This window comes from Streptomyces spirodelae (assembly GCF_017676385.1).
Taxonomy (GTDB): Bacteria; Actinomycetota; Actinomycetes; order Streptomycetales; family Streptomycetaceae; genus Streptomyces; species Streptomyces spirodelae.
In genome coordinates this window covers 119353-146058 of the sequence record NZ_JAFFZN010000017.1, presented here as the reverse complement: position 1 = coordinate 146058, position 26706 = coordinate 119353, and the positions used below count along the sequence as shown (strand labels likewise).

Genomic DNA, 26706 nt, shown 5'->3' with positions numbered 1-26706 from the left:
ATACGACACAACACCCCCGGAATCGGCTCTCCCGATTCCGGGGGTGCTCTTGTGGTGGGCCTCAACTGGTCCAAGAATGCACGGCGTCGGACCGAACGAACCTTCGGTATCAAGAGAGGAACCCCCACCCGTGAACAGACCTCTCGCAACCTCCCTCTCCGCCGCGCTCTTCGGCGCCGCGGCACTCACCGGCATCGCCGCGACACCCGCGGCTGCCGCCGACAGCGGCAAGGCGAACCCCAAGGCCCCCAAGGCCGCACCCTCCTTCGAGGGCACCGTCGCGCTCAGCAACTGCTCGGGCTCGGTGGTCAAGATGCCCACCTCGCAGCCCGACGATCCCGCGCTGGTCCTCTCCAACGGCCACTGCCTGGAGACGGGCATGCCCCAGCCGGGGCAGGTCGTCAAGGACCAGGCATCCAGGCGCTCCTTCACCCTGCTGAGGGCGAACGGCGGCTACGCCGGTACCATCCGCGCCACCAAGGTCGCCTACGCGACGATGACCGACACCGACGTCTCGCTGTACCAGGTCGGGTCCACCTACCGGCAGATCGAGTCCCGGTTCGGCATCAAGGCACTCGACGTCGAGGCGGCCCACCCCACCCAGGGCAGGGACATCACCGTCGTCTCCGGGTACTGGCGCGAGAAGTTCGGCTGCTCGCTCGACGGCTTCGCCTACCGGCTCAAGGAGGCCGGCTGGACGATGAAGGACTCCCTGCGCTACACCGCCGACTGCCGTACCAAGGGCGGCACCTCCGGCTCCCCCGTCATCGACAACGCCACCGGCAAGGTCGTCGGGGTCAACAACACCCGCAACGAGGACGGCGAGCGGTGCACGCTCAACAACCCCTGTGAGGTGGACGAGAACGGCCAGGTCACCGTCCGCTACGGGATCGGCTACGGCCAGCAGACCTACATCATCGCGCCGTGCGTGGGAGCGGGGAACAAGATCGACCTCGACCGTACGGGCTGCACGCTCCCCAAGCCGTAACGCGACACCGCTGTACGGACGTTGGGGCCCTCCTGTCCCTGTCGTCAAACCGGAAGAATGAGGAGTACATGAGAAAGCCCCTCGTCAGTACGCTCGCGGCGGCGCTGTTCGGCGCCGCCGCGCTCACGGGCATAGCCGCGGCACCGGCGGTGGCCGCCGACAGCGGCCAGACGGCGGCCCACCGTGGCACCCCCTCCTTCGAGGGCACCGTGGCGCTCAGCAACTGCTCCGGCTCCGTCGTCAAGCTCAAGCACTCCAGGGCCAGTGACCCGGCGCTCGTCCTGTCCAACGGCCACTGCCTCCAGGAGGGCATGCCCGGCGCGGGCGAGGTCGTGGTCGACAAGAAGACCAGCCGCGACTTCACGCTGCTCAACGCGGACGGCAGCGACGCCGGGAAGATCCACTCCGACAAGATCGCCTACGCGACCATGACGGACACAGACATCTCCCTGTACGAGACGACCTCCACGTACAAGGAGATCAAGAAGAAGTACGGCATCGACGCGCTGACGCTGGATGCCCGCCACCCGCGCCAGGGCCGGGACATCACCGTCGTCTCGGGCTACTGGAAGGAGAAGTTCGGCTGCGCCGTCGACGGGTTCGCCTACCGGCTCAAGGAGGCCGACTGGACCTGGAAGGACTCCATCCGCTACACCATGGCCTGCCAGACGAAGGGCGGCACCTCAGGTTCCCCGGTGATCGACAACCGCACCGGCAAGGTCGTCGGGGTCAACAACACCCACAACGAGGACGGGGAGCGGTGCACGCTCAACAACCCGTGTGAGGTGGACAAGAGCGGCAACGTCACCGTCCGCTACCTCAACGCCTATGGCCAGCAGACCTATCTGATCAACTCCTGCTTCGGCCGCGGCAACCAGCTCAACCTCGACGCGCGGCGCTGCGCGCTGCCGGAGCCGAAGAAGTAATCGCGCCGGGCACGGGCTGCCCCTTGAGGCCGTCTGCGGGCTGCGGCTTGTGGGGGCTTGCTCGCGCCGTTCCCCGCGCCCCTGGCGGGGGCGCGGGGAACGGCGGGTGGATTACGGCAGGGCGTGGACGTGCGGGCCCACCGTGTCCGACCACTTGTCGCCGTTGCTCGCGTCCCACGCCGTCGACCAGGTCATCGCGCCGCGGATGCCCGGCCACTTCTCGTCGGGCGTGAAGCTGCCGCAGCCGGTGCCCTTGGCGAGGCAGTCGAGCGCGTCGTTGACCACGCCCGGGTCGACGTAGCCCGAGCCCGCGGCCCGCGGTGAGGCGGGGGTGCCGATGCCGACCTGCGACGGGTCGAGGCCGCCCTTGATCTGTACGCAGGCGAGTGCGGTGAGGAAGTCGACGGTGCCGGCCGAGTAGACCTTGCCGTCGCAGCCGTTCATCGAGCCGCTGTTGTAGTACTGCATATTGACGACGGTCAGATAGCTCTTGATGCTGAGCGCCGTCTTGAAGTACTCGTTGCCCGGCGACTGCATATCGACCGTCTGCGGCGCCATCGTCACCACCACCTCGCTCTTGGCGGCGTGGATCGCGTCGAGGGCCTTGGTCATATAGGTCGCGTTGAGGCCGTTCTCCAAGTCGATGTCGACGCCGTCGAAGCCGTACTCGTCCATCAGCGAGACGATGCTCTTGGCGAAGGCGTCAGCGGAGGCGCCGTCGTTGACCGAGACCGCGCCCTTCTCGCCGCCCACCGAGATGATGACGGACTTGCCGGCGGCCCGTTTGGCAGCGATGTCCGCCTTGAACTGCTGCTCGGAGTAGTCGAGCGCCGGGTCGAGGTGGAAGTCGACCTGGCCCGGTGTGCCGGTCGCGTCCGCGAAGGCGACGGCGATGATGTCGTACTCGTCCTGCACATCGGCGATGGTCTGCACGGTGGCGCCGTTGTCGAAGTTCTGCCAGTAGCCGGTGACGGCGTGCGCGGGCACCTGTGAGGCGCCCACCCGGGGTCCGGGGCCTGTGGGGTCCTCGGCGTGCGCGGCGGCCGGTCCGAAGGCGAACAGGCCGCCCGCCGCCAGAGCCGAGGCGGCGAGAGCGACGAGTGCGCGGGGGAACGGGATACGTCTGGAGTGGGAACGTGTCACAACTGCCTCCGGTGTGGGGGAAAGGGAGGTGTGGTGCGCGTGCGCCGTACAACCTGGTCCAGACCAATAGGGATGTCAAGGTGTCGGGCGGTGATCGCCCGGTGTCGCGCACCGGGGAACCGGGCCCGTTCCGTGGCCCGCACCCCCTTGTGCTGATCGTCCGCAGGCGGTTACATCGCACGCGACCTGCACGGTCACCCCCCGGGTGCCGGTACGGTCGCCCACCCTCGAAGCGCGCGTACGGCGGAGGTCGGCATGGCAGCGGAGGACATCACACCCGGTACGGCCGACGGCGCCACGCCCCCGGTTCGCAAGCCCAGTTGGAAGATGATCGGCCCCGGCATCGTGGTCGCGGCCACCGGCGTCGGCGCCGGGGACCTGGTCGCCACGCTCATCGCGGGCAGCAAGTTCGGCTACACCCTGCTGTGGGCTGCCGTCATCGGCTGCATCGTCAAGATCGCCCTCGCCGAGGCGACCGGCCGCTGGCACCTGGCCACCGGCCGCACCATCTTCGACGGCTGGCGCAGCCTCGGTCCCTGGACCACGGTCTACTTCGCGGTCTACATCGTCATCTGGGGCTTCGTCTACGGCGCAACCGCCATGTCCTCCAGTGCGCTGCCGCTCCAGGCGCTCTTCGGCGATGTGCTGCCGCTCAAGGCATGGGCCGTCATCACGGGGCTGACAGGGCTGCTGTTCGTATGGACCAACCGCTACGCCGTCGTCGAGAAGATCATGATGCTCTTCGTCGGCGTGATGTTCCTGGTCGTGGTCTACGTCGCGATCCGGGTCGGCCCCGACCTGGGCGACGCCTTCGCCGGGCTGCTGCCCGTCCTGCCGTCCGGCTCCATGATCTACACCCTCGGCCTGATCGGCGGCGTCGGCGGCACCATCACCATGGCCGCGTACGGCTACTGGATCAACGCCAAGGGCTGGGCCGACAGCAGCTGGATGAAGATGATGCGGCTCGACAACCGCGTCGCCTACCTCACCACCGGCATCTTCGTCGTGGCCATGCTGATCATCGGCGCCGAGCTGCTGCACTCCACGAATCTGGCCCTCGCCTCCGGCGACAAGGGCCTCCTGGACCTGGACGACGTCCTGGAGAAGCGCTTCGGCAGCTCCACGGCCACCCTCTTCCTGGTCGGCTTCTTCGCCGCCTCCTTCTCCTCGCTGGTGGGCGTCTGGCACGGTGTGAGCCTGATGTTCGCGGACTTCGTGGAGCGGTTGAAGGCCGCACGCGGACTGGCAGCCGACGCCGGTGTCGCACCGCTCACCCGTGGCGAGCGGGAGCGCTCGATACCCTTCCGCGGCTACCTGCTGTGGCTGACCTTTCCCCCGATGACCCTGCTCTGGCTGGACCAGCCCTTCGGTCTCGTCGTCGCCTACGGCGTGCTGGGCGCCTTCTTCATGCCCTTCCTCGCCGCCACTCTCCTCTGGCTCCTCAACAGCGACCGCACTCCCCGTGAGTGGCGCAACGGCCCGCTCAGCAACCTCCTGCTGGCCGCCTCCTGCGTGCTGTTCCTCATCCTGTGCGTCGAACAGGTCCGCGACCTCCCCTGGTGATCCCTCCTGGTGCCCCCTTTTTGGTGACCCCTGGTGTCCCCTGGCGCCTTTCGGGGCGTGGGTCGGTGTACGGAGCCGGTGTTGGGGGATTGATGTGCGGGGTCGGGCGGGTAGTGGTGTCGCTGGTCCGGTTTCGGGGGACGGCGCACGTTTCGGCGAACGGTTCACGGTGCAGGGGGCCATGGCTACTGTGGTAGGCCGGTGGCGGGCCCGGGGGAGGCGGATGTGTCTACGGCGTTAGCGGTCACCAGCCCCGACCACCTGCTCGCCGCCACCGACCGGCACACCCCGCACGCCCATGTGTTCTCCCCGCCGGACGAGCAGCCGCTGGCGGAAGCCCTCGCGCAGACGCAGGCCCTGCTGGAGCAGCACGGTTATCTCCTCACCGTCTTCCCTGCGACCCTGCCCACCCCGTTCCGGCACCGGCTGCACACCGTCCGCTCGCTGCTGGAGAGCCGGCGCATCGCGCTGTTGCCGGTGGAGCTGCCGCCGCTGGCCTGCGGGATGCTCGTACGGCAGCTGCGGCAGCTGTCCCTGTGCGACTTCACGCCCGGAGTGCTGGGCGCGGCGGCGCGGCTGCTGACGCACTATCTGTACGCCGGCGCCGTGCTCGGCTCGGTCGCCAAGCTGGACCGGGTGCCGGTCGCGGTCGGCTCGCACGCCCGCTCCTGGCTGCCCGGCACCCAGTTCGCCGTCCTCGCCGCGCCCACACCCGAACTGATCAGGCTGGGGACGCCAGGCTCCGAAGAAGGGCTGACCGGGCCGAGGTTCGCCACGGAGCTGACCGTCGCGCCAGGGCAGCTCTCCGCCGACTGGGCCCTGCGCTCCCTGCCGGCCCGCTGGCGGGTGGCGCGGGTGCACGAGGCCCCGCTGCCCCGCGACTCGGCGGCCTGGTGGGGGACGGCCAAGCTGACGGAGTTCGTGGCGGCCATCCCCGATGTCTCGGTCCTCTACCAGCTCGTCGCCTCGGTACGGCGTGACGAGTGCCCCGGCTGCGGTCTCGAACTCATCGGCGACCGGTGCGCCTTCTGTGCCACCCCGCTGCCGCCCGCGCCGACCGCGTCCTCCGTACCACCGGCCCCTCGCGCGCCTGCCCCTCGCGCGCCTTCCACTCCGCCGCCCGCACCCTCCGTGGCCCCCGCGGCCCCCGCAGCCCCCTCGGCCCCCGCCACGTCCGAGCCCGTCGTCGCCGACCCCAGAGGTATCCGTCCATGAACTCACGCCAGCGCCGCGGCGTCCTCCTGCTGGTCCTCTCGGTCCTGTGCGCCCTCGCCGCGTTCGCCGGGGTGCTCGCCGTCGTCAGGAACGTGGAGTCCAAGGTGGGCGACGAGACGACGGCCTACAAGCTGAAGGAGGACGTGCCCGCCTACCGGTCGCTGGACAGCTCCCAGTTCACCGAGGTCTCCATGCCCCGGCGGTGGCTGCCCAGCACCGCCGTCACCGATCTGAGCGACATCCGCAGCAAGATCGCCGTGAACCCGCTCGAAAAGGGCTCGCTCCTCCAGTCCGACATGATGGCCGAGCGGCCCGAACTGAAGGCGGGCGAGCAGGAGCTCGCCATCATGATCGACGCGGAGACCGGCGTCGCCGGGAAGATCAACCCCGGCAACCGCGTCAACATCTACGCCACCTTCGAGGGCGAGCAGCGCCCCGGCGCCAAGGGCGACGGTGCGACCAAGGCGCCGTCCGAGTCCCGCGTCATCGTCAGCCGCGCCAAGGTCATCGACGTCGGCAAGCTGACCCCGCTGGACGACGACGGCGACCGCGACGAGCGCACCCGGCAGCGGGAACGTGACGGCGTGCCCATCACCTTCGCGCTCACCGCCAAGGACGCCCAGCGGGTGGCCTACGCGGAGTCGTTCGCCGAGCACGTCAGGCTCGCCCTGGTCGCACCGGGTGACGACACCGAGGTCCCCGAGGAGGACCGCATCTACACGCTCCCCGGAGACAAGTGAGGCCACGATGGTGATCCGCATCCAGCCGGCTGTCAGCGACCCGGACGCGGCGCGCCCGCTGGTCACCCTGCTCAGCCAGCTCCCCGACGCCGAGCCCGTGCCGCCCGCCGTCGACTCGACCCAGCTGCTGGACTCCCTGGCCCAGCAGGCCGGCGAGGCACCCGCCGAGCTGCCCGAGGTGGTCCTCGTGCACGAGCTGATCGGTCCGGTGCCCGCGCTGGAGCTGATCAGCCAGGTGGCCCTCCAGTTCCCCGCCGTGGGCGTCGTCCTGGTCACCCAGGACACCAGCCCGGCGCTGTACGCGGCCGCCATGGACGCCGGAGCACGCGGAGTCGCCGGGCTGCCGCTCGGCTACGACGAGCTGGCGGCGCGGGTCGGCGCCGCCGCGGCCTGGGCCACCGGTGTCCGCCGCCACCTGGGCGGATACGAGGGCACCGGGTACGGGAGCGAACCGTACGGCACCGGCGCGCAGGGCGGCGGCACCGTCGTCACCGTCGCGGGTGCCAAGGGCGGTGTCGGCACCACCCTGGCCGCCGTCCAGCTCGCCCTCGCCGCGCGGGCCTCCGGCCGGGCCACGGTGCTGGTGGACCTCGACCTCCAGGCCGGGGACGTCGCCTCCTGTTTGGACGTGCGCTTCCGCAGGTCCGTCGCCGACCTGGCCGGGATCAAGGACCTGACTCCACGGGTCCTCCAGGACGCCGTCTACGTGCACGAGACCGGCCTGGCGCTGCTGCTTGCCCCGGAGGAGGGGGAGCGCGGCGAGGACGTGGACGAGCGGGCAGCGCGCCAGCTGGTGGCCGCGCTGCGCTCCCACTACGAGCTCGTCGTGCTGGACTGCGGCACCCAGATGCACGCGGCCAACGCCGCGGCCGTCGAGGCGGCCGACCTCGCGCTGCTGCTGGCCACCCCGGATGTGATCGCCGTGCGCGGTGCGAAGCGGATGGTGCGGCTGTGGGAGCGGCTCCAGATCCGCAAGGCGGAGGAGACGGTCACCGTCGTCAACCGGGCTTCCCGGCACAGCGAGATCCAGCCGGAGCTCATCGCCCGAATCACCGGCAGCCCGGTGGCCCGCACTGCCGTGCCCGCGGGCTTCAAAGAGCTCCAGTCGGCGCTGGACGCCGGGCGGATGCAGGACCTGGACCCCAAGGGCAGCGTACGGCAGGCACTGTGGGGGCTGGCGGGCGAACTCGGCCTGGCCGCGGGTGTGGACGGGGAGCAGCAGCGCTTCCCCGCCCGGCGGCGCGGGAGCGGACGGCAGGGCGGCGGACGGCACCAGGGGCGCGCCGGCGCCGCCGGTGCCGGCGGCTCGGGCAGTGCCGGTGGCTCCGGCAGCGTTGCGGGCTCCGGTGGGCCCGGTGCGGGCGGGGCAGCCGGGCACAGACCCGTGCTCGCACCGCAGCCGCAGCACGCCCTGCCACCCGGCACGACCACGGGTCCGGGTCCGGGGCAGGGGCAGGGGCAGGGGCAAGGCCACGGGCAGGGCCAGGGTCAGGGCACCTCCACCCTCGGCGCGGACCGGGGGGCCGTCGGGTTTCTGCGCCGCCGGGTGCCGCCCCACCTGCGGGAGGGCGGTGACCGGGGGGCGCTGAGCGTGGAGTTCGCCGGGATGGCCCCCATCGTGCTGGTGACCCTGGTGCTGCTGTGGCAGTGCGTGCTGATCGGCTACACCTTCTCCCTCGCCGGCAACTCCGCCGACGAGGCCGCCCGCGCCGCCACCGCGGCCGCCGCCTACGGGGACCCGCAGGGCGCGTGCGAGGCGGCGGCGCGCGCGCACCTGCCCGCCAAGTGGCGCGCGGGCGCCGAAGTCGACTGCTCGCGCGGAGGCACCGTCTGGAAGGCACACGTCGACCTGCGGACGCCACTGCTCTTCCCGGGCGGCGCCGACCTGCCGTTCACGGTCGGCGGCAAGGCGGGCGCCGCGGAGGAGGGGTGAGGGGACATGGCTGCCGCGCGTACCCGTGCGAGCGAGCGCGACCGCGGCTCCAGCGCGCTGGAGTTCGCCGGAATGCTGCCGCTGCTGCTGCTCGTCGCGATGGCGGCCATCCAGCTCGGCATCGTCGGCTACGCGGTGCAGCAGGCGGGCACCGGTGCCCGGGCCGCTGCCCGGGTGGCCTCCCAGGAGGAGATCGCCGACCGGTACGAGGCGAGCGGACGCGCCGCGATGTCCGACTGGACGGCGCGCCGCAGCAGTTTCGCGCTCGCGGACAGCGGGGACGAGGTGAAGGTCACCACCACCGTGACCATCCCCTCCCTCCTCCCCGGCATCGACAGCATGGGCACCGCCTCCCGCTCCGCGACCATGCCGAGCGACAGCCGCCAACCAGGGGGAGACGAATGAGCGAGGTCGGTCCATGAGTCTGCGCTCCCGTATCACCACGCACGAGAGCAACGCGGCGGCAGCCGGCGGCCCGCGCGCGTCCGGGCCCTCCGTGGACAGCACCGGCCACCTGGTGGCGGCCTACCGCACCAAGCTGCTGGAGGAGATCGACCTCGCCGAGATGTCGGCGCTCAGCCCCGCAGAGCGCCGCGCCCGCCTCGAACGCGTCCTGGGCCACATCATCAGCCGCGAGGGCCCGGTACTGGCCACCGGGGACCGGACGCTGCTGATCCGCCGGGTGGTGGACGAGGCGCTCGGCCTCGGGGTCCTCGAACCGCTGCTGGAGGACGGCTCCATCACCGAGATCATGGTCAACGGGCCCGACAACATCTTCGTCGAGCGCGGCGGCCGCGTCGAACAGGTCCCGGTACGGTTCGCCTCCGAAGAGCAGCTGATGCAGACCATCGAGCGCATCGTCTCCACCGTCAACCGCCGCGTGGACGAGTCCAATCCGATGGTGGACGCCCGGCTGCCGTCCGGCGAGCGGGTCAACGTCATCATCCCGCCGCTCTCGCTGACCGGCGCGACGCTCACCATCCGCCGCTTTCCCCGCGCCTACACCCTCGGCGAGCTGATCGGACTCGGAACCCTGGACGAGCACATGCTCTCGCTGCTGTCCGGGTTCGTGCGGGCCCGCTTCAACCTGATCGTCTCGGGCGGTACGGGCAGCGGCAAGACGACCCTCCTCAACGCCCAGTCCGCGCTCATCCCCGAGCACGAGCGCATCATCACCGTCGAGGACGCCGCCGAACTCCAGCTCCAGCAGCAGCACGTCATCCGGCTGGAGACCCGGCCGCCCAACGTCGAGGGCAAGGGCCAGGTGACCGTGCGCGACCTGGTCCGCAACTCGCTGCGGATGCGCCCCGACCGGATCATCGTCGGCGAGGTGCGCGGCGGCGAGACCCTCGACATGCTCCAGGCCATGTCCACCGGGCACGACGGCTCGCTGGCCACCGTGCACGCCAACAGCGCCGAGGACGCCCTGATGCGGCTGCAGACCCTCGCCTCCATGTCCGAGGTCGACGTACCCTTCGCGGCCCTCCAGGACCAGATCAACTCGGCGGTCGACGTGCTCATCCAGCTCGCGCGGCTGGCCGACGGCTCCCGCAAGATCGTGGAGATCGCCCTGCTGGCCTCGCACGGCCGCGAGACCTTCCAGCTCACGACCGCCTCCCGGTTCGCGCCCCGGCCCATGGGCCCCGACGGCCGGGTGCACGGCACGTTCGAACACCTGCCGCTGCCCCGCCGCGCCGCCGACCGGCTCTATCTGGCGGGCGAACCGGTACCCGCAGCCTTCGGCGTGGCCCGCTCCGACGACCAGCTCGCCACCAGGGAGGCGGTGTGAACCCCCTGCCGCACACACCGCTCGTGACCGTCGCGCTGGAGGCCACCGCCGCGGCGCAGTTCGCACTCGGCGCCACCCTGGCCGCCTGCGCGCTGGCCACCGCCGGGGTGCTCCTGTTCGCCTCGGGCCGCGCCCGCCGCCAGGCGCTCCTCGAGCGGCTCGGGCGGCACGAAGGCGCGCCGCCCGCACTGCCGTCCGGCAGCGGCGGCAGACGGCGCCGCTTCACCGGCGTCGACCGGCGGGTCCGCGCCACCGGACCCGGCCGCCGCCTCCAGGCCAAACTGGCCACCACAGGGCTCGACCTCACACCCGGCGAGTACGTCGTCTACCTGGCGGGCCTGGTGGCCGTCCTGTGGATGCTGGCCTCGTCGGTCCTCGCCCCGTTCTTCGGGCCGATAGCCGGGCTCGTCGGCGTATTGGCCGCCAACGCGCTGCTGAACCACCAGCGGCAGCGCCGTACCGAGCAGTTCATCAACCAGCTGCCCGAACTAGCCCGTATCCTCGCCAACGCCACCTCCGCCGGGCTCGCGCTGCGTACGGCGCTGGGCATGGCAGCCGAGGAGCTGGAGGCCCCGGCCGGTGACGAGCTGCGGATCGTCACCAACCAGCTCGCCGTCGGCCGCTCCATCGACGACGCGCTCGGCGAACTCGCCCAGCGGCTGCCCTCCCGCGAACTCGTCGTCCTGGTCACCACCCTGGTCCTCGCCAACCGTGCGGGCGGCACCATCGTCGCCTCCCTGCGCAATCTCACCACCACGCTGGAGGAGCGCAAGGAGACCCGGCGCGAGGTACGCACCATGCTCGCCGAGGTCAACGCGACGGCCTTCACCATTCCGCTGCTCGGTCTCGGCGCGATGCTGATGATGAACTCGATGATGCCGGGCGCCCTCGTCCGGGTCACCGGCAGCCCGGTAGGGCAGGTCGCCATGGTCGTCGCCGTCGCACTGTTCGCCGCCGGGTTCCTCGTCATCCGCCGCCTCGGCCGGATCGAGGTGTGAAGCCGTGATCGCCCTCGCCCTCGCCGCGCTGAGCGCACTCGCCGTCTACGGAGCCTTCGCAGGACTGCGGATGTACCGCGCCGAGACCAAGCTGCCCCCCGACCTCGCCGTGGCCCTGGAAGTCGGCGCCACCCGCACCACCAAGGGCGAGGCCGCCGTCGACCGGCTCGGCATGCGCCTCGCACCGCTGGTGCTGCGGCTGATGGGCCCGAGACAGGTCGCCGCCAAACGCCGCAGGATCGACCAGGCGGGCAACCCGGGCGGCCTCACGCTCCAGCGGTACGCGGCTCGGCGCGCCGTCTACGGCATCTTCGGCAGCGCCATGGCGCTGGTGGGGCTCTCGGCCGGCAGCCTGTTCTTCACCGCGCTCGCGCTGGCCTTCGGCTGGTTCGCGGCCGACCTCGCCATCCGGCAGGCGATCAAGGACCGGCGGCGCGTCATCGAACGCACCCTGCCGGACTTCCTCGACGTCCTGGCCGTCGTCGTCTCCGCAGGACTCGGCTTCCGGCAGGCCCTGGAACGCGTCGCCGACCGCTACCAGGGCCCCTGGGCCGACGAGTTGCGCATCACCCTGCGGCAGATGGACATGGGCGTCAGCCGCAGGCAGGCATTCGACGAGCTGCGCCGGCGCAACGCCAGCGACCAGGTCGACCAGTTCGTCACGGCCCTCCAGCAGGGCGAGGAGCTCGGCGCGCCCATCGCCGAGACACTCATCCAGATCGCCACCGACATGCGCCGAACCGACGCCCAGAACGCGCGGCGCAAGGCGGCCAAGACGGTGCCCAAAGCCACCATGACCACCATCGCCTTCCTGCTCCCCGGCACCCTCATCCTCATCGTCGCCACCTTCGTCCTGGGTTCCGACACGGACTTCGGCGCGGTGCTGGGTGGCTGATCGCTTGCGGCGCGGCCGCCCAACGCGCCGCCCGCGCACAGCGGTTCAGCCGAACTGGTTCTCCCCCTTCCCATCGCTCTCCGCTGAGAGATATGGCACAGTCTGCATTCGGGTAACGACTGTTAGCTACACCGCGGAGTGGCAACGGGAGGGGGGCACGCGAACGTGACGTCACAACCCCGCGGCCCCCGAGGGGGCGGCTCCGAGTCAGCCAGCAACGGAGGAGAACCCGATGTCGAACGCAGCGCGCGGGCGCATCCGCACCCGCCTCGCTCTCATGCGAGGGCGCCTCTCGGACCGGGGCGCCAACTCCATCGAATACGCCGGCATCGTCATCCTCGTCGCGGGCATCATCCTGGCCATTCGCGGCCTGGGACTGGACCAGGCGATCTCCGGCGCCATCTCGAGGGCCGTGAACAGCATCCTGGGCGGCTGAGGGCGCACCCGCGCGCGGGTGACCGGGGCGCGACCGTCATCCTCTTCGGAGCGGTGATCGCCGGACTGCTCTTCTGCGCCTTCGCCTTCTTCGCGGTGGCCCAGGCCGGAACCGTACGGAACTCGGGCCAGACCGCGGCCGACGCCGCAGCCCTGGCGGCCGCGATGGACGACAGGGACGAATTGTTCGACGGCTTCCTCGAAGCCGTCGACGACGACGATGCGTGGCAGGACTGGCTGGACGGGGCGGGGACCCTCACCGGGGACGGCTGTGGTCAGGCGGAGCGCTTCGCAGGGCGCAACCGGTCCGACGTACTGAGCTGCGAGCAGACGGCGCGGAACGGCGACAGCGCCTACACCGTGCGGATCAGAACGCGGTTCGACACGGGCAAGAGCATCATCCCCGGCGCGAGCGACAAGAAGGCGACGGCCACGGCGACCGCGGTGATCAAGCCCCGCTGCGACTTCGACCCGGAAGCGGACACCGAGGAGATAGAGCTCAACTGCGACGGGGACGAGATCACCGTCGATCCGGACGAGGTCGACCCGGACGGGGAAGAGCCGGACCTGAAACCCGCAGATCTCTTCTCGGTCGTCCTGGCCGACTGAGAAGACACCGACGACGAGGGAAGAACGAGTCATGACGATGCGGCGCACCAGAAATGCGCGTAGGGGCGTGGCCGCTGCGGCGCTGGTGACCGGCCTCGCGCTCACGGCGGCCGGCTGCGGGGGCGGCGACGGCGGAGGTGAGGACGACAAGAAGCCCGCACCCTCTTCCGGGAAGGAGCAGGGTGACACCGGCAGCGGCAGCGGTAAGGACGAGACCGAGGGCGAGCCGCTCGCACAGGTGAAGGGAGGGAAGGACGGCGCCCTTACGCTCACCATCACCTCGGCCGTACGGGACGACGGCGGTTTCGCCACGCTCAAGGGCACGGTGACCAACAGCGGGCCGTCCGTGGTGACGCTCCCCGACTGGCAGAGCGACGAGACGGAACTGAAGAAGAACGGGCTGTCCATGGCGGGGGCCACCATGGTCGACAAGAAGGAGAAGAAGCGCTACCTGGTGCTTCGCGACACCACTGGCCGCTGCCTGTGCACCCGTTTCCGGTCCGGATTCCCCGAGGGCAAGTCCACCCAGTGGTACGCCCAGTTCCCCGCGCCGCCGCCGTCCACCGACAAGGTGGACTTCCAGGTGGCGGACCTGCCCAGCGCCACGGTCGAGCTGTCGGGAGAGTGACGAGATGGCCGCCCCTGGGTCCCCCACCTCCCGTATCGCCCTGACCACCTCGGTGTGCGCCGTCCTGCTCGTGGCAGCCGGTGGGGCTCCGGCCGCCGCTGACGACCCCACCCCCCAGCCGACGCTCTCGGCGCCGGGTGCGCCGACCCCTCTGCCCACCGACGACCCCACCGGGATTCCCACCGGGCTGGCGCCCTCGCTGCCGGGGGAGAAGGGGCCTGGGGACCCGGGGTTCAGCGAGCCGCCGGACAACATCGGGGACTCGGAGACGCCGGTGAAGGTGGACGCCGAGGCGGACGGGCTGCGGCTCGCGAGCGGGGCGAAGCTGGCGGAGCCCAAGGTGCTGGACATCAAGTTCGTGACCGAGGACCTGGGCGGCGGGCAGCGCCGCGAGGACAGCACGGCCAAGACGAAGTTCACCCTCCAGGCCGAGGTGCTCTTCTCCAAGAACAGCGCCAAGCTCAACAGCGGGGCCAAGGCCCGCATCAAGACGATCGCGGACGAGATCGAGAAGCAGGGGAGCACCGAGGTCAACGTCTTCGGCTTCACTGACGACCTCGGCTCCTACGAGCACGGCAGGACGCTGTCCAAGAAGCGGGCCACGGCCGTCCAGACGGCACTGGCCCAGCAGCTGGGGTCCGACGTCAGCTTCCATGTACGGGGCTACAGCGAGGACTACCCGGTCGCCGACAACAGCACCGAGGAGGGCCGGGCGAAGAACCGCCGTGTCGAGGTCTCGTTCCCGAAGAAGGACTGACTTCTTGCGGGCCGGTCTTCCGGCCCGGATCATGAACGGGAGTTGAGCCGAGCCGAGCGGAGCCGGGTGAGGCGGGCCGAGCCGGGCCGGGCCGGGCGATGACCGAGGGGGCGGTGCAGGGGTGGGGAGCGCGGCGGCGGAAGCGGAGCCGGTGCCCGGCGAGCCGGCCGCGGCGGACGGCGGCGCCCCGAGCGGCGACGCGCACGGTGACGCATACGGCGTCGACCCCGACGGCGCCACGCGCCCCGGAGGTTCCCGGTTGCGGGCCTGGAGCGTCGGCTGGGTGACGGGTCTCGCGCAGGCACTCGGTGTAGCGGTGCTGCTGATCACCGAGTTCGTACGGCAGGACGTGGCAGCGCTGGACGGCGAGGTGCCGAAGGGCACCCGGCTGCCCGGCTACGCCGACGGCTTCCCGCATTTGGTCGACACGCTGGACGGCCAGTGGTGGTTCAGAGCGGTCGAAGCGGTACGGGACGCCGTCAGCTTCGGTGAGCCACGCGCCGCGCTGTGGGCGGCCGTCTGCGCCGCGCTGGTCGTCAGACTCAACGGGGACGGGCCGCCGCGCACCCAGTGCTTCCTCTCCCTGGCGGGCGCCTTCTACTGCCTTGTGGCCGCGCTGTCCGCGATCCCGTTCCTGGCCCTGGCGGGCGCTGCCCTGCCGGGCGCGCTGCTCGTCGGCGTACTGGCCGTCGTGTCGGCGACCACGGCCCCGGAGGCGTGGCGCCGGGTCAGGGCGCGCTATTCGGTCGCGTCGGCCGTGCACAGGGTGCGGCTGCCGCCGTCCACCTTCCACGACCAGTAGCGGGAGTGCCCGCCGTCGTCGCCCTTCCGGCAGGGAGTGGGCTCGTCGTGGACGCCGGTGATGGTCAGCAGCCGGTCGTACCGCCCCTGGCCCGAGGGCGCCTGCTTCGAGCAGGCGGGCGCCGACATCAGCGCGGCGCGCATATCACCGCCGCCCCACTCGGCCAGCAGGCACTGGCCGGTGCGGAACTGGCGGGTGACGCACAGTGTGGTGTCGCCGTGCGTCCACGTGGCGCGCCCGTTGCCCGTAGGACAGGCGCGTCCCTGCCCGCCGTCCGCGCCCGTACGGCCTACAGCGGTGACCCGGGTGTAGGCGCGGTCGGCACCGCACGCCACGTGAGTGGCCTTGACGGGCGCCGGCCGGCTCCACCCGGAGCCGTTCCCGTGCACGGTCAGGCACTGTCCCGCACGCACTGAACGGAAGGCGCCCGCGAGGGAGTCGGTACCGGGCCCAGTCACCGGCCCCGGGGCGCCGGACGTGGGTGCGCCACCGGGCGGGCTCGGCAGTGGGCTGCCGGGCCCGGAGCCGGGGCGGGAAGGTGCGGGGGAGGGGAGGGAGCCGTCGCCCGGATGGCCGGGTGACGGGCCGGGGGAGAGGTTGCCGGACCGGGAGGGTCGGGCGGCCTCGGTGCGGTCCGAAGCGTCCACGTATCCGGGGGTGCCGGTGACCTTGGGCAGGACCAGCGTCGCGAACAGCGCTCCTGCGATCAGCAGCCGCCGCCGTCCGCGCCGGGCGCGCGCTTTCGAACCGTCGTCGTCTGGTGTCACGCGTACATGCTTGCGGATCAACAGGCGGGTGGCGAGACCCTGTTCAGGAGTCGGTTCAACAGTGGGAGGAGAAAGGCGAGAGGGGGGAGGTGGTCAAGACAGCGGCCCTCACGCTGCCTTGACCACCTCGGCACGAACGGCGCGCTGCCACTGCCCGCGCAGCCGGTCCAGCTCGGCGAGTGCTTCCTTCGACCAGAGGGTGCGGCCCGCGACGAACTGCCGGATGGCGTCGTTGGCCGCGGTGGCGGATACCTCGGGCGAGGGCGCCCGGCCCGCGCCGGCCGCCTGGGACCGTCCGGGCTCTCCGGGCCCGGTGGAAGTCGATGTCATACGCACTACAGTACGGCCCCCCTCTGACAACGACAGCTGGTTAACGAGACGCCGAAGAGGGCCGGTTGGTGCTGCGTCGCAGGTGTCGGCGCTGTCCCGCTCCGAGATGCTCCGACCGGGTGTGAGATGAATCGCTCCCGAACCCGTCCCTACGGGTGAGTAGGGAGCCGTCCCGTAAGTCCGGGGCAAGGGCGGGGCAAGGCGGACGTAAGCTCGCGGTGTGCCGCTGGAGTGGATAGCGATCGTGGCCGCCGCCGCTTACGGCGCCGTGGCGGGTTCCCTCCTGCCGCGTGCCGTCTACCGCCTCTCGGTGGAGCCCGGACAGCCGTGGCGCAGCGGCTGTCCGCAGGGACATCCGCTCGGCGGGGGAGTGCGCGGCGTTCTGGGGCCCGCCGTGTGCGGCCCGTGCGCCGGAAGCCAGGAGCCGCCAGGGGCGTACGGGCGCGGGCGGCGCGTCCCCGCGGTGCTGGGTGCACTGATCTGCGCGGGCCTGACGGTCACCGTCGGCCTCCGTCCCGAACTGGCGGTCTGGCTGCTCGTCGTCCCCGTCGCGCTGCTGCTCGCGACGGTCGACCTCGCGGTGATGCGGCTGCCGGACATGCTGACCCTGCCGCTGGCGGCCGGTACCGCCGCGCTGCTGGGGCTCGCCGCGCTGCTGCCGGGAGCGGGCGGCAGCTGGGGCCGGGGGCTGCTGGGCGGTCTGGCGCTGGCCGGGGCGTTCTTCGTGCTGTTCCTGATCAGCCCGCGAGCAGTGGCCTTCGGCGACGTCAAGCTGGCGCTGTCGGTCGGGGTAGCCCTTGGGTGGTACGGGTGGGGGGTGCTGTTCGCCGGAGCCTTTCTGGGCTTTCTGTCGGCAGCCGGCTATGGCTTCGCGCTGATGGCGACCGGGCGCGCCCGCCGCAACAGCGCCATGGCCTTCGGACCCTTCATGGTGCTCGGAGCGCTGGCGGGTGTCGTCCTGGGCGGGTCGGCCGTCTGACGGCGTGGCCGGGGGCACCGGATCCGCTTGTGCGACACGGTTGTTGGTGTGCGGAACATCGCGCCCGAGGGGCTATGGTGGAGACCCCCCCTCGGGCCGGTCCGTATCCCCCCACGGACCGGCCCGCTTTACGTTCCCGGTGAGGGCCGCGCGCCCGCCCCGGTCCCCGTCTCCGTCCTGCCTCCGTCCTGCCTCGGCCCCGGTTCAGGAGTCGCTGCTGGCGGCCCAGATGTTGGTGCCGGGCTCCGAGACGGCGAGTTCGTCGATCTCGCGCAGCTCCTCCTCGGTGAGCTGCCCCCCGCGCAGGGCTGCCACATTGGCCTCCAGCTGCGCCACGGAGCTGGCCCCGATGAGCGCCGAGGTCATCCGGGGGTCGCGCAGCACCCAGCGGAGCGCCAGCTGGGCCAGCGACTGCCCGCGCCGCTCGGCGAGGCTGTTCAGCCCGCGCAGCCGCCGTACGACCTCCTCGGTCAGCAGCGCCGGGTCCAGGGACTTGCCCTGGCTCGCACGGGAGCCCTCGGGGATGCCGTCGAGGTACTTGTCGGTGAGCAGCCCCTGGGCGAGCGGCGCGAAGGAGATGCAGCCCATGCCCTCGCTCTCCAGCGTGTCGAGCAGCCCGTCCTCCTCGGTCCAGCGGTTGATCATCGAGTAGGAGGGCTGGTGGATGAGCGCGGGGACCCCCATCTCGCGCAGCAGCGCGGCGGCCTGGCGGGTGCGTGCCGCACTGTAGGAGGAGATTCCGGCGTACAGCGCCTTGCCCTGGTGGACGGCGGTGGCGAGCGCTCCCATGGTCTCTTCGAGCGGGGTATCGGGGTCGTAGCGGTGCGAGTAGAAGATGTCGACGTACTCCAGGCCCATCCGGCTCAGTGAGGCGTCGAGCGAGGAGAGCAGGTACTTGCGCGAGCCCCACTCCCCGTACGGGCCCGGGTGCATGAGGTAGCCCGCCTTGGTGGAAATGACCAGTTCATCACGGTAGGGCCGGAAATCCTGAGCGAAGATACGGCCGAAGTTCAGCTCGGCCGAGCCAGCCGGCGGTCCGTAGTTGTTGGCCAGGTCGAAGTGGGTCACACCCAGGTCGAAGGCGCGGCGCAGGATCGCCCGCTGGGTGGCCGGCGGGCGGTCGTCGCCGAAGTTGTGCCACAGGCCGAGCGAGATGGCGGGCAGCTTCAGGCCGGAGCGCCCGGTGCGGCGGTACTCCATGCCGTCGTACCGCGTCGGTTCCGCGCGGTAGAGCGTGTCGGACGGGACGGCCGTGGGGACGGGCGCGTGGGTCGTGGTGCGATGTGTGCCGTGTGACATACACCTTTTCCTATCACCGCCCCGCCATCGGCCCCCTCGCACCCGTGACCGGCCAGGTTCGTACGCTCGGGCGAACGGCAGTAAGGTGCTGGGAATCCCGACTCGGCACGGAGAGGCTGGCCGTTCCCATGAAGTTGCGCGACCTGGTGTACAAGCTCTATGCGCGCCGGGTGGAGGACCGTCTCGACCACGACCAGGTGCCCAAGCACATCGGCGTCATCCTGGACGGCAACAGGCGGTGGGCCCGTGCGGCCGGGGGGACGACCGAACAGGGGCACAAGGCCGGCGCTTCCAAGATCCAGGAACTGCTCGGGTGGTGCGCCGAGACGGATGTCGAGGTCGTCACCCTGTGGCTGCTCTCGACGGACAACCTCAACCGCCCCGAGAGCGAGCTGCTCCCGCTGGTCGGGATCATCGAGGACACCGTGCGGGACCTGGCGGCCGACGGCCGCTGGCGGGTGCACCACGTGGGCCAGCTCGACCTGCTGCCCGCCGGCACCCAGAAGGTGCTCAAGGAAGCCGAGCAGCAGGCGGGCGAGGTCGACGGGATACTGGTGAACGTCGCCGTCGGCTACGGGGGCCGGCAGGAGATCACCGACGCCGTCCGCTCGCTGCTGATGGACCGCGCCTCGCGCGGGATAAGCCTCGACGAGTGTGCGGAGCGGCTCACCGTCGAGGACATCTCGGAGCACCTCTACACCCGGGGGCAGCCCGACCCCGACCTGATCATCCGTACCAGCGGGGAGACCCGGCTGTCCGGCTTCATGCTCTGGCAGAGCGCGCACTCCGAGTACTACTTCTGCGAAGTGCTGTGGCCCGGCTTCCGCAAGGTCGACTTCTTGCGAGCCCTCCGCGACTACGCCGCCCGCCACCGCCGCTACGGCGGCTGACGCCGCCACGCCACCCTGCACTTGGCGCAGCACCTTTGCGCTGCGCAGCGCAGTGCTTGGGCAGTCTGCGCCAGGGGCGCAGGGTGGGCAAGCGCAGCCCACCGGGCCGCAGAAGGCAACGAAACGGTGCGCCCTCCCGAGCGGCGGCTGCCCGTCGTGGGCTGACGCATCGTCGCCGGGCGTGGGCCGGTGCGCTGCGCTTGCCGGCCCTGCTCCCCCGGACTCCGTCCGGGAGGTACCCCCACGCGCAGACCTCCCAAGCACAGCGGAATGCTGCCCAAGCACAGCGGGGGCTGCCCAAGCACGGCGCACTCGGCGGAGCGCAGCGTAGCTCGGCACAGCGGGGCGCAGCCGCACAGCGCGGGGTCGCCAGAAAAGGGGCCCCGCGAGATGCAGGGCGGCGGGGCGGAGCGCAGCGGTATTGCATGGGGGAGCACTCCAGAGGGAATATCCCTCACGACCGTGCCCCTTCCACGGGTCGCGGTCGCCGGGAGGCCCTTTGGACACCACGGATGCCTCCGGACCGCGCGGCGCAGTACCCCGCACGGGCCGGACGCAGGACGCGGAGGGCCGGAGTCCGGCCCGTGTGGTGCGGGTCTTCTCCGGTCTCTTCCCCCGCGACGCCGTCGCTCCCCGACCTCATCCGAGGGGGTTCGTCCCACCGTGGTGATCAGCAAGAAGCGCAGTGAGTCCGACCGACGCACGTACGTCATCGACACGAGCGTGCTGCTGGCGGATCCGGCCGCCATGGACCGGTTCGACGAGCACGAGATCGTGCTTCCCGTGGTCGTCGTCACCGAGTTGGAGGCCAAGCGCAACCACCCAGAGCTGGGCTACTTCGCCCGGCAGGCCCTCCGTCGGCTCGACGAGTACCGCGTGCGGCACGGCCGCCTCGACGCGCCGATCCCGATCGGCGAGACGGGCGGCACGCTCCGCGTCGAGCTGAACCACTCGGATCCGGCGGTGCTCCCGGCCGCCTTCCTGAACCAGCACGGCCGGCCGGGTGACAACGACTCGCGGATTCTCGCCGTCGCCCGGAACCTCCAGGCCGAGGGGTACGACGTCACGGTGGTCTCCAAGGACCTGCCGCTGCGCATCAAGGCGTCGTCCGTCGGGCTGCTGGCCGAGGAGTACCGCGCGGAGCTGGCCATCACCGACTCCGGCTGGACGGGGATGGCGGAACTCACGCTGCCGGGCGAGGACATCGACGAGCTGTTCGCCACGGAGCGCGTGGCCATGCCGTACGACGCTCCCGAACTGCCTGTGCACACCGGGCTGGTGCTCCAGTCGGAGAAGGGCAAGGCGCTCGGCCGGGTGACACCGGACGGCAAGATCAAGCTGGTGCGCGGCGACCGTGAGGCGTTCGGCATCAAGGGCCGCAGCGCCGAACAGCGGATCGCGCTCGACCTGCTGCTCGACCCGGAGGTCGGCATCATGTCGATGGGCGGCCGCGCGGGCACGGGCAAGAGCGCGCTGGCGCTGTGTGCCGGGCTGGAGGCGGTGCTGGAGCGCAGGCAGCACAGCAAGGTGATGGTCTTCCGGCCGCTGTACGCCGTCGGGGGCCAGGACCTGGGGTATCTGCCGGGTACCGAGGCGGAGAAGATGAGCCCCTGGGCGCAGGCCGTCTTCGACACCCTCTCGGCGGTCACCAGCCGCGAGGTGATCGAGGAGGTGGTGGCCCGGGGCATGCTGGAGGTGCTGCCGCTCACCCACATCCGGGGCCGTTCACTGCACGACGCGTTCGTCATCGTCGACGAGGCGCAGTCGTTGGAGCGGAACGTGCTGCTGACCGTGCTCTCGCGGATCGGTACGGACTCGCGGGTGGTGCTCACCCACGATGTGGCGCAGCGGGACAATCTGCGCGTGGGGCGGTACGACGGAGTCGTCGCCGTGGTCGAGCGGTTGAAGGGTCATCCGCTCTTCTCGCACATCACCCTGACGCGTTCCGAGCGTTCTCCGATTGCCGCACTGGTGACCGAAATGCTCGAGGAGGGCCGCGTTTGACCGGCAACGCCCGGGCGTAATGCTCAACTGAGCGCCATAACTGCTTTCTCGACCGGGCCCCGTGCGAAAAGGGCACAGCACCTTAGCCGCACGGGGCCCGGTCGCGCGCCTATTTCCGGGATTCCCGTGCCCCAAACGCCGTGTGAGCTTTCCCACTCAGCGCAGAATTGCTTCGGCGCGTCCGGTTCCGGCAGGGTGTGGGTCCTGTCAGGCCCCGCATACGGCACACCCGCACCACCAACGGTGCGACACCGCAGAGCAGTACAGAACTGAACAGCAGTTGCGCCGTATGCCGCCCGAAAGCACCACGCGGGCTCTCCCACGCGGGAGACCCACCGGGCCCGTGCCTCCCGTGGCCAGAACGAGGGAGGCCAGTGTCAGGGGCACGATTGCGTCCGCGAGGTCACCCCAGCGGGCATGTTGGAAGGAAACCGTGTGACTGCTCGGATTTCGGTCCGGGGATTCGCCGTGGCGTCCGCCACCGCGGTCACCACCGTCGGCGCCGTCGTCGGTGTTGCCGCAGGCGCCGACCAGGGCCAGGCGTCCGGTGACGCCGAGGCCACCGCCGCCGAGGCGACGCTCCTAGAGGACATACCAGCCGGTTCACAGACCCAGGCGCAGACGGCAGCCCTCACGCAGCAGGCGGACGCCGCGTCGTCCGCAGCCGACGCCGAGGCGAGGAAGTCCGCCGAGGAGGCAGCCCGTAAGCAGGCCGCCGAGGACGCTGCGGCCAAGAAGGCGAAGGCCGAGAAGGAAGCCGCCGCCAAGGCTGCTGCCGAGAAGGCCGAGAAGCGCGACAAGCTCAAGACGGCCGCGAGCCGGTCCAGCGAGCGTACGGACTTCGCCCAGAAGTCGTCGTACTCGACCGCTGAGGTCCAGTCGATGGCCAAGCAGATCGTCGGCGCCGGTCAGTACCAGTGCTTCTCCAATATCGTCTCGCGGGAGTCGGGCTGGAACTACAAGGCGACGAACGCCTCCTCGGGTGCCTACGGCCTCGTCCAGGCGCTGCCCGGCTCCAAGATGGCCTCGGCGGGCGCCGACTGGCGGACGAACCCGGCCACCCAGATAAAGTGGGGCCTGAACTACATGAACGACCGGTACGGAAGCCCATGTGGCGCATGGGACTTCTGGCAGGCCAACCACTGGTACTGAGCCGGACGGGCCCACCGCGACTTGCCGGACCCTGAACGTCCGGACGGGATGCCCCCTGCGGCGATCGTGACGATCAGCCCAGGGGGCTTCCTCATGTCCGCACACACCCTCCGCACCGGTCCACCCACAGCGAGTCCTTCCCGCCCGGCCCTCCGCACGGCTTCCGGTTCGGAAGCAACCCCCGGCACGGGTAACGTCGTCCCTCACACGGCGAAGGCACTCGCCCGGGGGCGGAGGAAGCGGAATGACGAGCAGCATTGACAGGCTCAGAGCGGCCGCGGGCCGCTGGGCCGCGAAGGCCGCCGAGCGGCGTGCCGAGGCGGCACGCAACGGGGAGGCCGCCCGCAGGGCCGACGGCATCGACCCCGAGCTCTCCAACACCGAGGCGGGCCGCGCCCAGGCCGAGGCCGAGGCGGGCGGCGAAACCCAGGGCAGCGGCTACGTACCCCCGCCCCCGCAGTACGCGCCCGCCATAGCCGCCAAACCGGAACCGGCCGCCGCCGTGCCGTGGGGCGTGCGGGTCGCCGCCGAGGCGGGCTGGCGGCTGCTGGTGCTCGCCGGAGTCATCTGGGTGCTGATGAAGGTCGTCAGCACCATCAGCCTGGTGATCATCGCCTTCTCCGCCGGCCTGCTGATCACCGCGCTGCTCCAGCCCACCGTGGCCCGGCTCAGAAGGCTCGGCCTGGGGCGCGGCCTGGCCACCGCCATCACCTTCATCAGTGGCTTCGTCATCATGGGGCTGGTCGGCTGGTTCGTGGTGTGGCAGGTCATGGAGAACCTGGACACGCTCACCGACAAGGTCCAGGACGGTATCCAGGAGCTGAAGAACTGGGCACTCAACGGCCCCTTCCATGTCTCCGAGGACCAGATCAACGAGATCGCCCAGAACCTCAGCGACTGGATCGGCGACAACAGCAAGGAGCTGACCTCGGCGGGCATCGAGGGTGTCACCGTCATCCTGGAATTCCTCTCCGGCGCGCTGCTGGCGATGTTCGTGACGCTCTTCCTGCTCTACGACGGCCGCCGCATCTGGGAGTGGACGCTCAAGTTCGTGCCCGCGGCGGCACGGGACGGTGTGGCGGGCGCCGGCCCGCGTGCCTGGGCGACGCTGACCGGCTATGTGCGCGGAACAGTGATAGTCGCGCTGATCGATGCCGTTTTCATCGGTATCGGGCTGTATTTCCTCAATGTCCCGATGGCGGTGCCGCTCGCGGTCTTCATCTTCCTCTTCGCCTTCATCCCGATCATCGGTGCCGTGGTCTCCGGGGCGCTGGCCGTCGTCGTGGCACTGGTGACCGACGGCATCGTCACGGCGCTGCTCGCGCTGGCCGTCGTCCTGGCCGTCCAGCAGATCGAGAGCCACATCCTGCAGCCGTTCATCCTCGGCCGCCTGGTGCGGGTCCATCCGCTGGCCGTGGTGCTCGCGGTGACCGGCGGCAGTCTGATCGCCGGTATCCCCGGCGCGGTGGTGGCGGTTCCGCTGGTCGCCGTCGTCAACACCGTCGTCGGCTATCTGCGCGGCTACGCGCAGGAACAGACCCTGCGCAGACTGCGGGAGGCAGCGCCGCAGCAGGCCGGTGCGGGCGCCGGGGAGGGCCCCGCCGACCAGCCGGGGTCCGCGTCCGGGGAATGAGGCCGGGGGCCGGGGCCCGGAGCCTCCGACGTCCGCCTCAGTACGGCGCTTCGCGCTGGTCCATGAAGCGCCGTAGCTGCTCGGTGTCCTTCTTCGTCCAGCCCTCGTCGGGCGCGACGGCCGCCCATGCCTCCACGGAGCCGTTGCCGTAGCGGTGGCCGTGCGGGGCGCCGACGCCGTAGGAGACGGCCATGTCCACCGTCGTCTGCCAGAAGGTGACCAGCGGAAACCAGTTGACCTCGTCCGTGATGTCGGGGCCGAGGGGCTCGCGCAGCCAGCGGGGCGGCTGGAAGGCCAGCTCGGGCGACCACCACACGATGGCGTCCGAGGCGTTCTGCAGATAGACCACGCGCGGCCCCTTCCAACCGGAGGCCGGGCCCGGTCGTGCGAGATCCCTCTTCGGCCACTGCGCGAAGCGGAAGTGGCGCCCCTTCTCGTACTCGGGGCGCCAGACGGGGCTGCCCCGGTCGCGGTGCGCGGTCAGCCGACGGCGGATGGGGGAGAAGTTGGGCGTCCCGGCCAGCACCGCACCGTCCACCTTGGCCAGCATGTCGTCGGGCCCGTCGAAGGATGCCTCGATCCCGTAGGCGCCCAGGGACTCACCGAAGACGACCAGCTTCGGCCGTTCGGCGGCGGGGACGCGCAGCCAGCGGGCGCGTACGGCCTCGACCAGGGCCCGGGTGGCGCGGCCCGCCTGTTCCTTGTCCACCAGGAACGAGGCCCAGCTGGGCAGGTAGGAGTACTGCACGGCGACGATCGCGGTGTCGCCGCCGTGGATGTACTCCAGCGGCTCGGCGTCCGTGGAGTTGACCCAGCCCCGCCCGGTGGTCCCGGCGATGGCCAGCACCTCCCGGCCGAAGGCGCCGGTACGCTCCAGCTCCCGCACCGCCAGCTTCGCGCGGGAGGCGAAGGTGGGTGCGGACTCCTGGCCGATGTAGACGCGGATCGGCTGCACGGCGTGCTTGCCGGTGACGGTGCTGATCTGGTGCGGCGTCAGGGACGACCCGGTGAAGTTCCGGCCCTCGTAGCCGAGTTCGTCCCAGCGCACGAGTGAGGCCCGGCTGCCGGAGACCAGCCGCGAGGTGGGCTGGAAGATGCCGTCCTTGGTGCTCTGGTCGGTCTTCTCGGCCAGCCGTGCGGCGACGTCGATCACACCGCGGTCGAAGACCACGTCGCGGGTGCCGAAGACCACGACGGTAGCGCTGACCAGCAGCCCCACCCCGATCGCCAGCGGACGCGGCACGAAACGGCCCAGCAGCCGGATGAGGACACGGGTACCGAGCCGTACGGCGCGGCCGATCGCCACCAGCGCGAAGCAGATCCCCATGGCGAGCAGGGCGATCATCATGGAGTGCCAGGTGAGGGTCTCCGGCATCTCCTGGAGCCGGCGCAGCTCCCGTTGCGCGTCGGCGCTCCAGGAGAGCGCGGCGATGGTCAGCCCGGTGCTGAGCACGTAGTACGCCAGCCAGGCGCGCGCCCGCCAGTGCGGGCCCGGCCGGCCCGGCAGCCGGCGCAGGAGGGGTTGCCGGTACCGGCGGTACAGCGGGCCGAGTGTGAGCCGGAGCAGCCACTGGGCCAGCCCGCCTATCGCGTACCCGATGGCGGCGGTTATCCCGCCGATCACCCCCTGCAGCAGCCAGGGCCGGGGCACCAGGGACGGCGTCAGCGACAGCCAGAAGAACAGGGTGGCGCAGCACATGGCCGTCAGCCCTGGCCAGCGCCGTATGACGTACGCGGAGCTGGGCGCCTGCCAGTACGGGTGGCGGAGCAGGCGCCGGGCCGGGCCGAGCGCCCGACGGCGTATCCGGCGCAGCGCCGGGGTGCCGCTCGGCGGGCTGTCCTCGCCGGTGCCGTCACCGGTGCCGTCGCCGGTGCCGTCGCCCGTACCGGCCGGGCGGGTGCTTCCGGAGCGGCGGCGCTGCCGGGTGGCGCGGCGCGGCCGGGCGCGGTGGTGCGGTGCGGCGCGGGGCCGCGGCGGCTTGCCGGGGCGGGGTGAGCGCGCTTCGCCGGGTGGCTCGGGTGTGTCGAGCGGCTCCGCGGGGGGTGGCGGTGCGAGCCGGTCGTCCGCTGCCTGTCCCATCGCCCACTTTCCCGCTCGGTGTCCGCGCCCGCTCCCGAGGACCGTCCGGCTGTGACCGTCCCGTTGGCTGACGCAGAGACGGGCGGGCGGGTTGCTTCCGTGCGGGCCGCACAGTCGGTGCGGGCCGGGGATGGCGGGCGGCTGGCGGAGG

Annotated in this window: 25 protein-coding genes; 20 read left to right on the top strand and 5 right to left on the bottom strand. The window is 71.3% G+C overall.

Going from position 1 to position 26706, the window contains the following annotated elements:
* Positions 1-130: 130 nt before the first annotated feature.
* Together JW592_RS19305 and JW592_RS19300 are read left to right on the top strand one after the other, a co-directional pair.
* Positions 131-988, top strand: coding sequence for a S1 family peptidase (locus JW592_RS19305; protein WP_209266393.1), 858 nt, complete (start codon positions 131-133; stop codon positions 986-988).
* Positions 989-1056: 68 nt separating this feature from the next.
* Positions 1057-1914, top strand: coding sequence for a S1 family peptidase (locus JW592_RS19300; protein WP_209266392.1), 858 nt, complete (start codon positions 1057-1059; stop codon positions 1912-1914).
* 111 nt (positions 1915-2025) lie between these two features.
* Here the strand turns inward: JW592_RS19300 and JW592_RS19295 are convergent, their stop codons facing one another.
* Positions 2026-3057, bottom strand: a complete 1032-nt coding sequence (locus tag JW592_RS19295; protein WP_209266391.1) for a chitinase — start codon at positions 3055-3057, stop codon at positions 2026-2028.
* Between the two features lie 255 nt (positions 3058-3312).
* Between JW592_RS19295 and JW592_RS19290 the strand changes: the two genes are divergently transcribed.
* The 13 genes from JW592_RS19290 (at position 3313) to JW592_RS19230 (ending at position 15421) form a co-directional block, all read left to right on the top strand.
* Positions 3313-4620: an Nramp family divalent metal transporter gene (locus JW592_RS19290; protein WP_209266390.1), complete on the top strand. Its 1308-nt coding sequence runs from the start codon at positions 3313-3315 to the stop codon at positions 4618-4620.
* Between the two features lie 225 nt (positions 4621-4845).
* Entirely contained in the window at positions 4846-5835 is a 990-nt protein-coding gene (locus JW592_RS19285) for a hypothetical protein (RefSeq protein ID WP_209266389.1), read from the top strand.
* The gene (gene cpaB / locus JW592_RS19280; protein WP_209266388.1) at positions 5832-6575 is read left to right on the top strand and encodes a Flp pilus assembly protein CpaB; all 744 of its coding nucleotides are present in this window, start codon (positions 5832-5834) and stop codon (positions 6573-6575) included. The genes JW592_RS19285 and cpaB overlap by 4 nt, the downstream gene beginning before the upstream one ends.
* 7 nt (positions 6576-6582) lie before the next feature.
* On the top strand, positions 6583-8508 hold the full coding sequence (locus JW592_RS19275) for a CpaE/TadZ family protein (protein ID WP_209266387.1): 1926 nt from the start codon (positions 6583-6585) through the stop codon (positions 8506-8508).
* 6 nt (positions 8509-8514) lie between these two features.
* Positions 8515-8913 carry a TadE family protein gene (locus tag JW592_RS19270; protein WP_209266386.1) on the top strand — a complete coding sequence of 133 codons (399 nt, stop codon included), beginning with the start codon at positions 8515-8517 and terminating at the stop codon, positions 8911-8913.
* A 13-nt stretch (positions 8914-8926) separates the two neighbouring features.
* Positions 8927-10297 (top strand): TadA family conjugal transfer-associated ATPase, encoded by a 1371-nt coding sequence (locus JW592_RS19265; RefSeq protein WP_209266385.1) that lies wholly within the window; start codon positions 8927-8929, stop codon positions 10295-10297.
* Between the two features lie 5 nt (positions 10298-10302).
* Positions 10303-11295 (top strand): type II secretion system F family protein, encoded by a 993-nt coding sequence (locus tag JW592_RS19260; RefSeq protein WP_229376416.1) that lies wholly within the window; start codon positions 10303-10305, stop codon positions 11293-11295.
* Positions 11296-11299: 4 nt separating this feature from the next.
* Positions 11300-12190, top strand: coding sequence for a DUF5936 domain-containing protein (locus JW592_RS19255; protein ID WP_209266384.1), 891 nt, complete (start codon positions 11300-11302; stop codon positions 12188-12190).
* Between the two features lie 232 nt (positions 12191-12422).
* On the top strand, positions 12423-12626 hold the full coding sequence (locus JW592_RS19250; protein ID WP_209266383.1) for a hypothetical protein: 204 nt from the start codon (positions 12423-12425) through the stop codon (positions 12624-12626).
* A 53-nt stretch (positions 12627-12679) separates the two neighbouring features.
* Positions 12680-13234: a hypothetical protein gene (locus JW592_RS19245; RefSeq protein WP_307805466.1), complete on the top strand. Its 555-nt coding sequence runs from the start codon at positions 12680-12682 to the stop codon at positions 13232-13234.
* Positions 13235-13265: 31 nt separating this feature from the next.
* Entirely contained in the window at positions 13266-13862 is a 597-nt protein-coding gene (locus JW592_RS19240; protein ID WP_209266382.1) for a hypothetical protein, read from the top strand.
* A gap of 4 nt (positions 13863-13866) precedes the next feature.
* On the top strand, positions 13867-14619 hold the full coding sequence (locus JW592_RS19235; protein ID WP_209266381.1) for an OmpA family protein: 753 nt from the start codon (positions 13867-13869) through the stop codon (positions 14617-14619).
* 121 nt (positions 14620-14740) lie between these two features.
* A complete protein-coding gene (locus JW592_RS19230; protein WP_209266380.1) occupies positions 14741-15421 on the top strand; it encodes a hypothetical protein in 681 nt (226 codons plus the stop codon).
* Here the strand turns inward: JW592_RS19230 and JW592_RS19225 are convergent.
* On the bottom strand, positions 15358-16188 hold the full coding sequence (locus tag JW592_RS19225) for a hypothetical protein (protein WP_209266379.1): 831 nt from the start codon (positions 16186-16188) through the stop codon (positions 15358-15360). The two genes, JW592_RS19230 and JW592_RS19225, sit on opposite strands and share 64 nt — an antisense overlap.
* A gap of 108 nt (positions 16189-16296) precedes the next feature.
* The gene (locus JW592_RS19220) at positions 16297-16518 is read right to left on the bottom strand and encodes a hypothetical protein (RefSeq protein ID WP_209266378.1); all 222 of its coding nucleotides are present in this window, start codon (positions 16516-16518) and stop codon (positions 16297-16299) included.
* Between the two features lie 220 nt (positions 16519-16738).
* On the opposite strand from JW592_RS19220, the gene JW592_RS19215 reads away from it, so the two are divergent.
* Positions 16739-17497: a prepilin peptidase gene (locus JW592_RS19215; protein ID WP_307805465.1), complete on the top strand. Its 759-nt coding sequence runs from the start codon at positions 16739-16741 to the stop codon at positions 17495-17497.
* Positions 17498-17701: 204 nt separating this feature from the next.
* Here the strand turns inward: JW592_RS19215 and mgrA are convergent, their stop codons facing one another.
* On the bottom strand, positions 17702-18796 hold the full coding sequence (gene mgrA / locus JW592_RS19210) for an L-glyceraldehyde 3-phosphate reductase (protein ID WP_209266377.1): 1095 nt from the start codon (positions 18794-18796) through the stop codon (positions 17702-17704).
* A gap of 128 nt (positions 18797-18924) precedes the next feature.
* Here mgrA and JW592_RS19205 point away from each other — a divergent pair, with 128 nt between their 5' ends.
* The 4 genes from JW592_RS19205 (at position 18925) to JW592_RS19190 (ending at position 24475) form a co-directional block, all read left to right on the top strand.
* Complete coding sequence (locus tag JW592_RS19205) at positions 18925-19686, top strand: isoprenyl transferase (protein ID WP_209266376.1); 762 nt, start codon at positions 18925-18927, stop codon at positions 19684-19686.
* A gap of 663 nt (positions 19687-20349) precedes the next feature.
* The gene (gene phoH2 / locus JW592_RS19200; protein ID WP_209266375.1) at positions 20350-21690 is read left to right on the top strand and encodes an RNA 5'-3' helicase PhoH2; all 1341 of its coding nucleotides are present in this window, start codon (positions 20350-20352) and stop codon (positions 21688-21690) included.
* A 417-nt stretch (positions 21691-22107) separates the two neighbouring features.
* Complete coding sequence (locus JW592_RS19195) at positions 22108-22842, top strand: aggregation-promoting factor C-terminal-like domain-containing protein (RefSeq protein ID WP_209266374.1); 735 nt, start codon at positions 22108-22110, stop codon at positions 22840-22842.
* Between the two features lie 244 nt (positions 22843-23086).
* Complete coding sequence (locus JW592_RS19190) at positions 23087-24475, top strand: AI-2E family transporter (protein ID WP_209266373.1); 1389 nt, start codon at positions 23087-23089, stop codon at positions 24473-24475.
* 37 nt (positions 24476-24512) lie between these two features.
* On the opposite strand, the gene JW592_RS19185 is transcribed toward JW592_RS19190, so the two are convergent.
* Positions 24513-26555 (bottom strand): alpha/beta hydrolase, encoded by a 2043-nt coding sequence (locus JW592_RS19185; RefSeq protein ID WP_209266372.1) that lies wholly within the window; start codon positions 26553-26555, stop codon positions 24513-24515.
* Positions 26556-26706: the final 151 nt, after the last annotated feature.

Excerpts from the sequence above, each read along its gene's own strand:
- JW592_RS19190 (WP_209266373.1), top strand. The coding sequence starts at position 23,087 with ATGACGAGCAGCATTGACAGGCTCAGAGCGGCCGCGGGCCGCTGGGCC.
- JW592_RS19195 (WP_209266374.1), top strand. The coding sequence starts at position 22,108 with ATGTTGGAAGGAAACCGTGTGACTGCTCGGATTTCGGTCCGGGGATTC.
- JW592_RS19235 (WP_209266381.1), top strand. The coding sequence starts at position 13,867 with ATGGCCGCCCCTGGGTCCCCCACCTCCCGTATCGCCCTGACCACCTCG.
- JW592_RS19205 (WP_209266376.1), top strand. The coding sequence starts at position 18,925 with ATGAAGTTGCGCGACCTGGTGTACAAGCTCTATGCGCGCCGGGTGGAG.
- JW592_RS19270 (WP_209266386.1), top strand. The coding sequence starts at position 8,515 with ATGGCTGCCGCGCGTACCCGTGCGAGCGAGCGCGACCGCGGCTCCAGC.
- JW592_RS19240 (WP_209266382.1), top strand. The coding sequence starts at position 13,266 with ATGACGATGCGGCGCACCAGAAATGCGCGTAGGGGCGTGGCCGCTGCG.
- JW592_RS19220 (WP_209266378.1), bottom strand. The coding sequence starts at position 16,518 with ATGACATCGACTTCCACCGGGCCCGGAGAGCCCGGACGGTCCCAGGCG.
- JW592_RS19265 (WP_209266385.1), top strand. The coding sequence starts at position 8,927 with ATGAGTCTGCGCTCCCGTATCACCACGCACGAGAGCAACGCGGCGGCA.
- JW592_RS19275 (WP_209266387.1), top strand. The coding sequence starts at position 6,583 with ATGGTGATCCGCATCCAGCCGGCTGTCAGCGACCCGGACGCGGCGCGC.
- mgrA (WP_209266377.1), bottom strand. The coding sequence starts at position 18,796 with ATGTCACACGGCACACATCGCACCACGACCCACGCGCCCGTCCCCACG.
- JW592_RS19300 (WP_209266392.1), top strand. The coding sequence starts at position 1,057 with ATGAGAAAGCCCCTCGTCAGTACGCTCGCGGCGGCGCTGTTCGGCGCC.
- JW592_RS19185 (WP_209266372.1), bottom strand. The coding sequence starts at position 26,555 with ATGGGACAGGCAGCGGACGACCGGCTCGCACCGCCACCCCCCGCGGAG.
- JW592_RS19290 (WP_209266390.1), top strand. The coding sequence starts at position 3,313 with ATGGCAGCGGAGGACATCACACCCGGTACGGCCGACGGCGCCACGCCC.
- cpaB (WP_209266388.1), top strand. The coding sequence starts at position 5,832 with ATGAACTCACGCCAGCGCCGCGGCGTCCTCCTGCTGGTCCTCTCGGTC.
- JW592_RS19250 (WP_209266383.1), top strand. The coding sequence starts at position 12,423 with ATGTCGAACGCAGCGCGCGGGCGCATCCGCACCCGCCTCGCTCTCATG.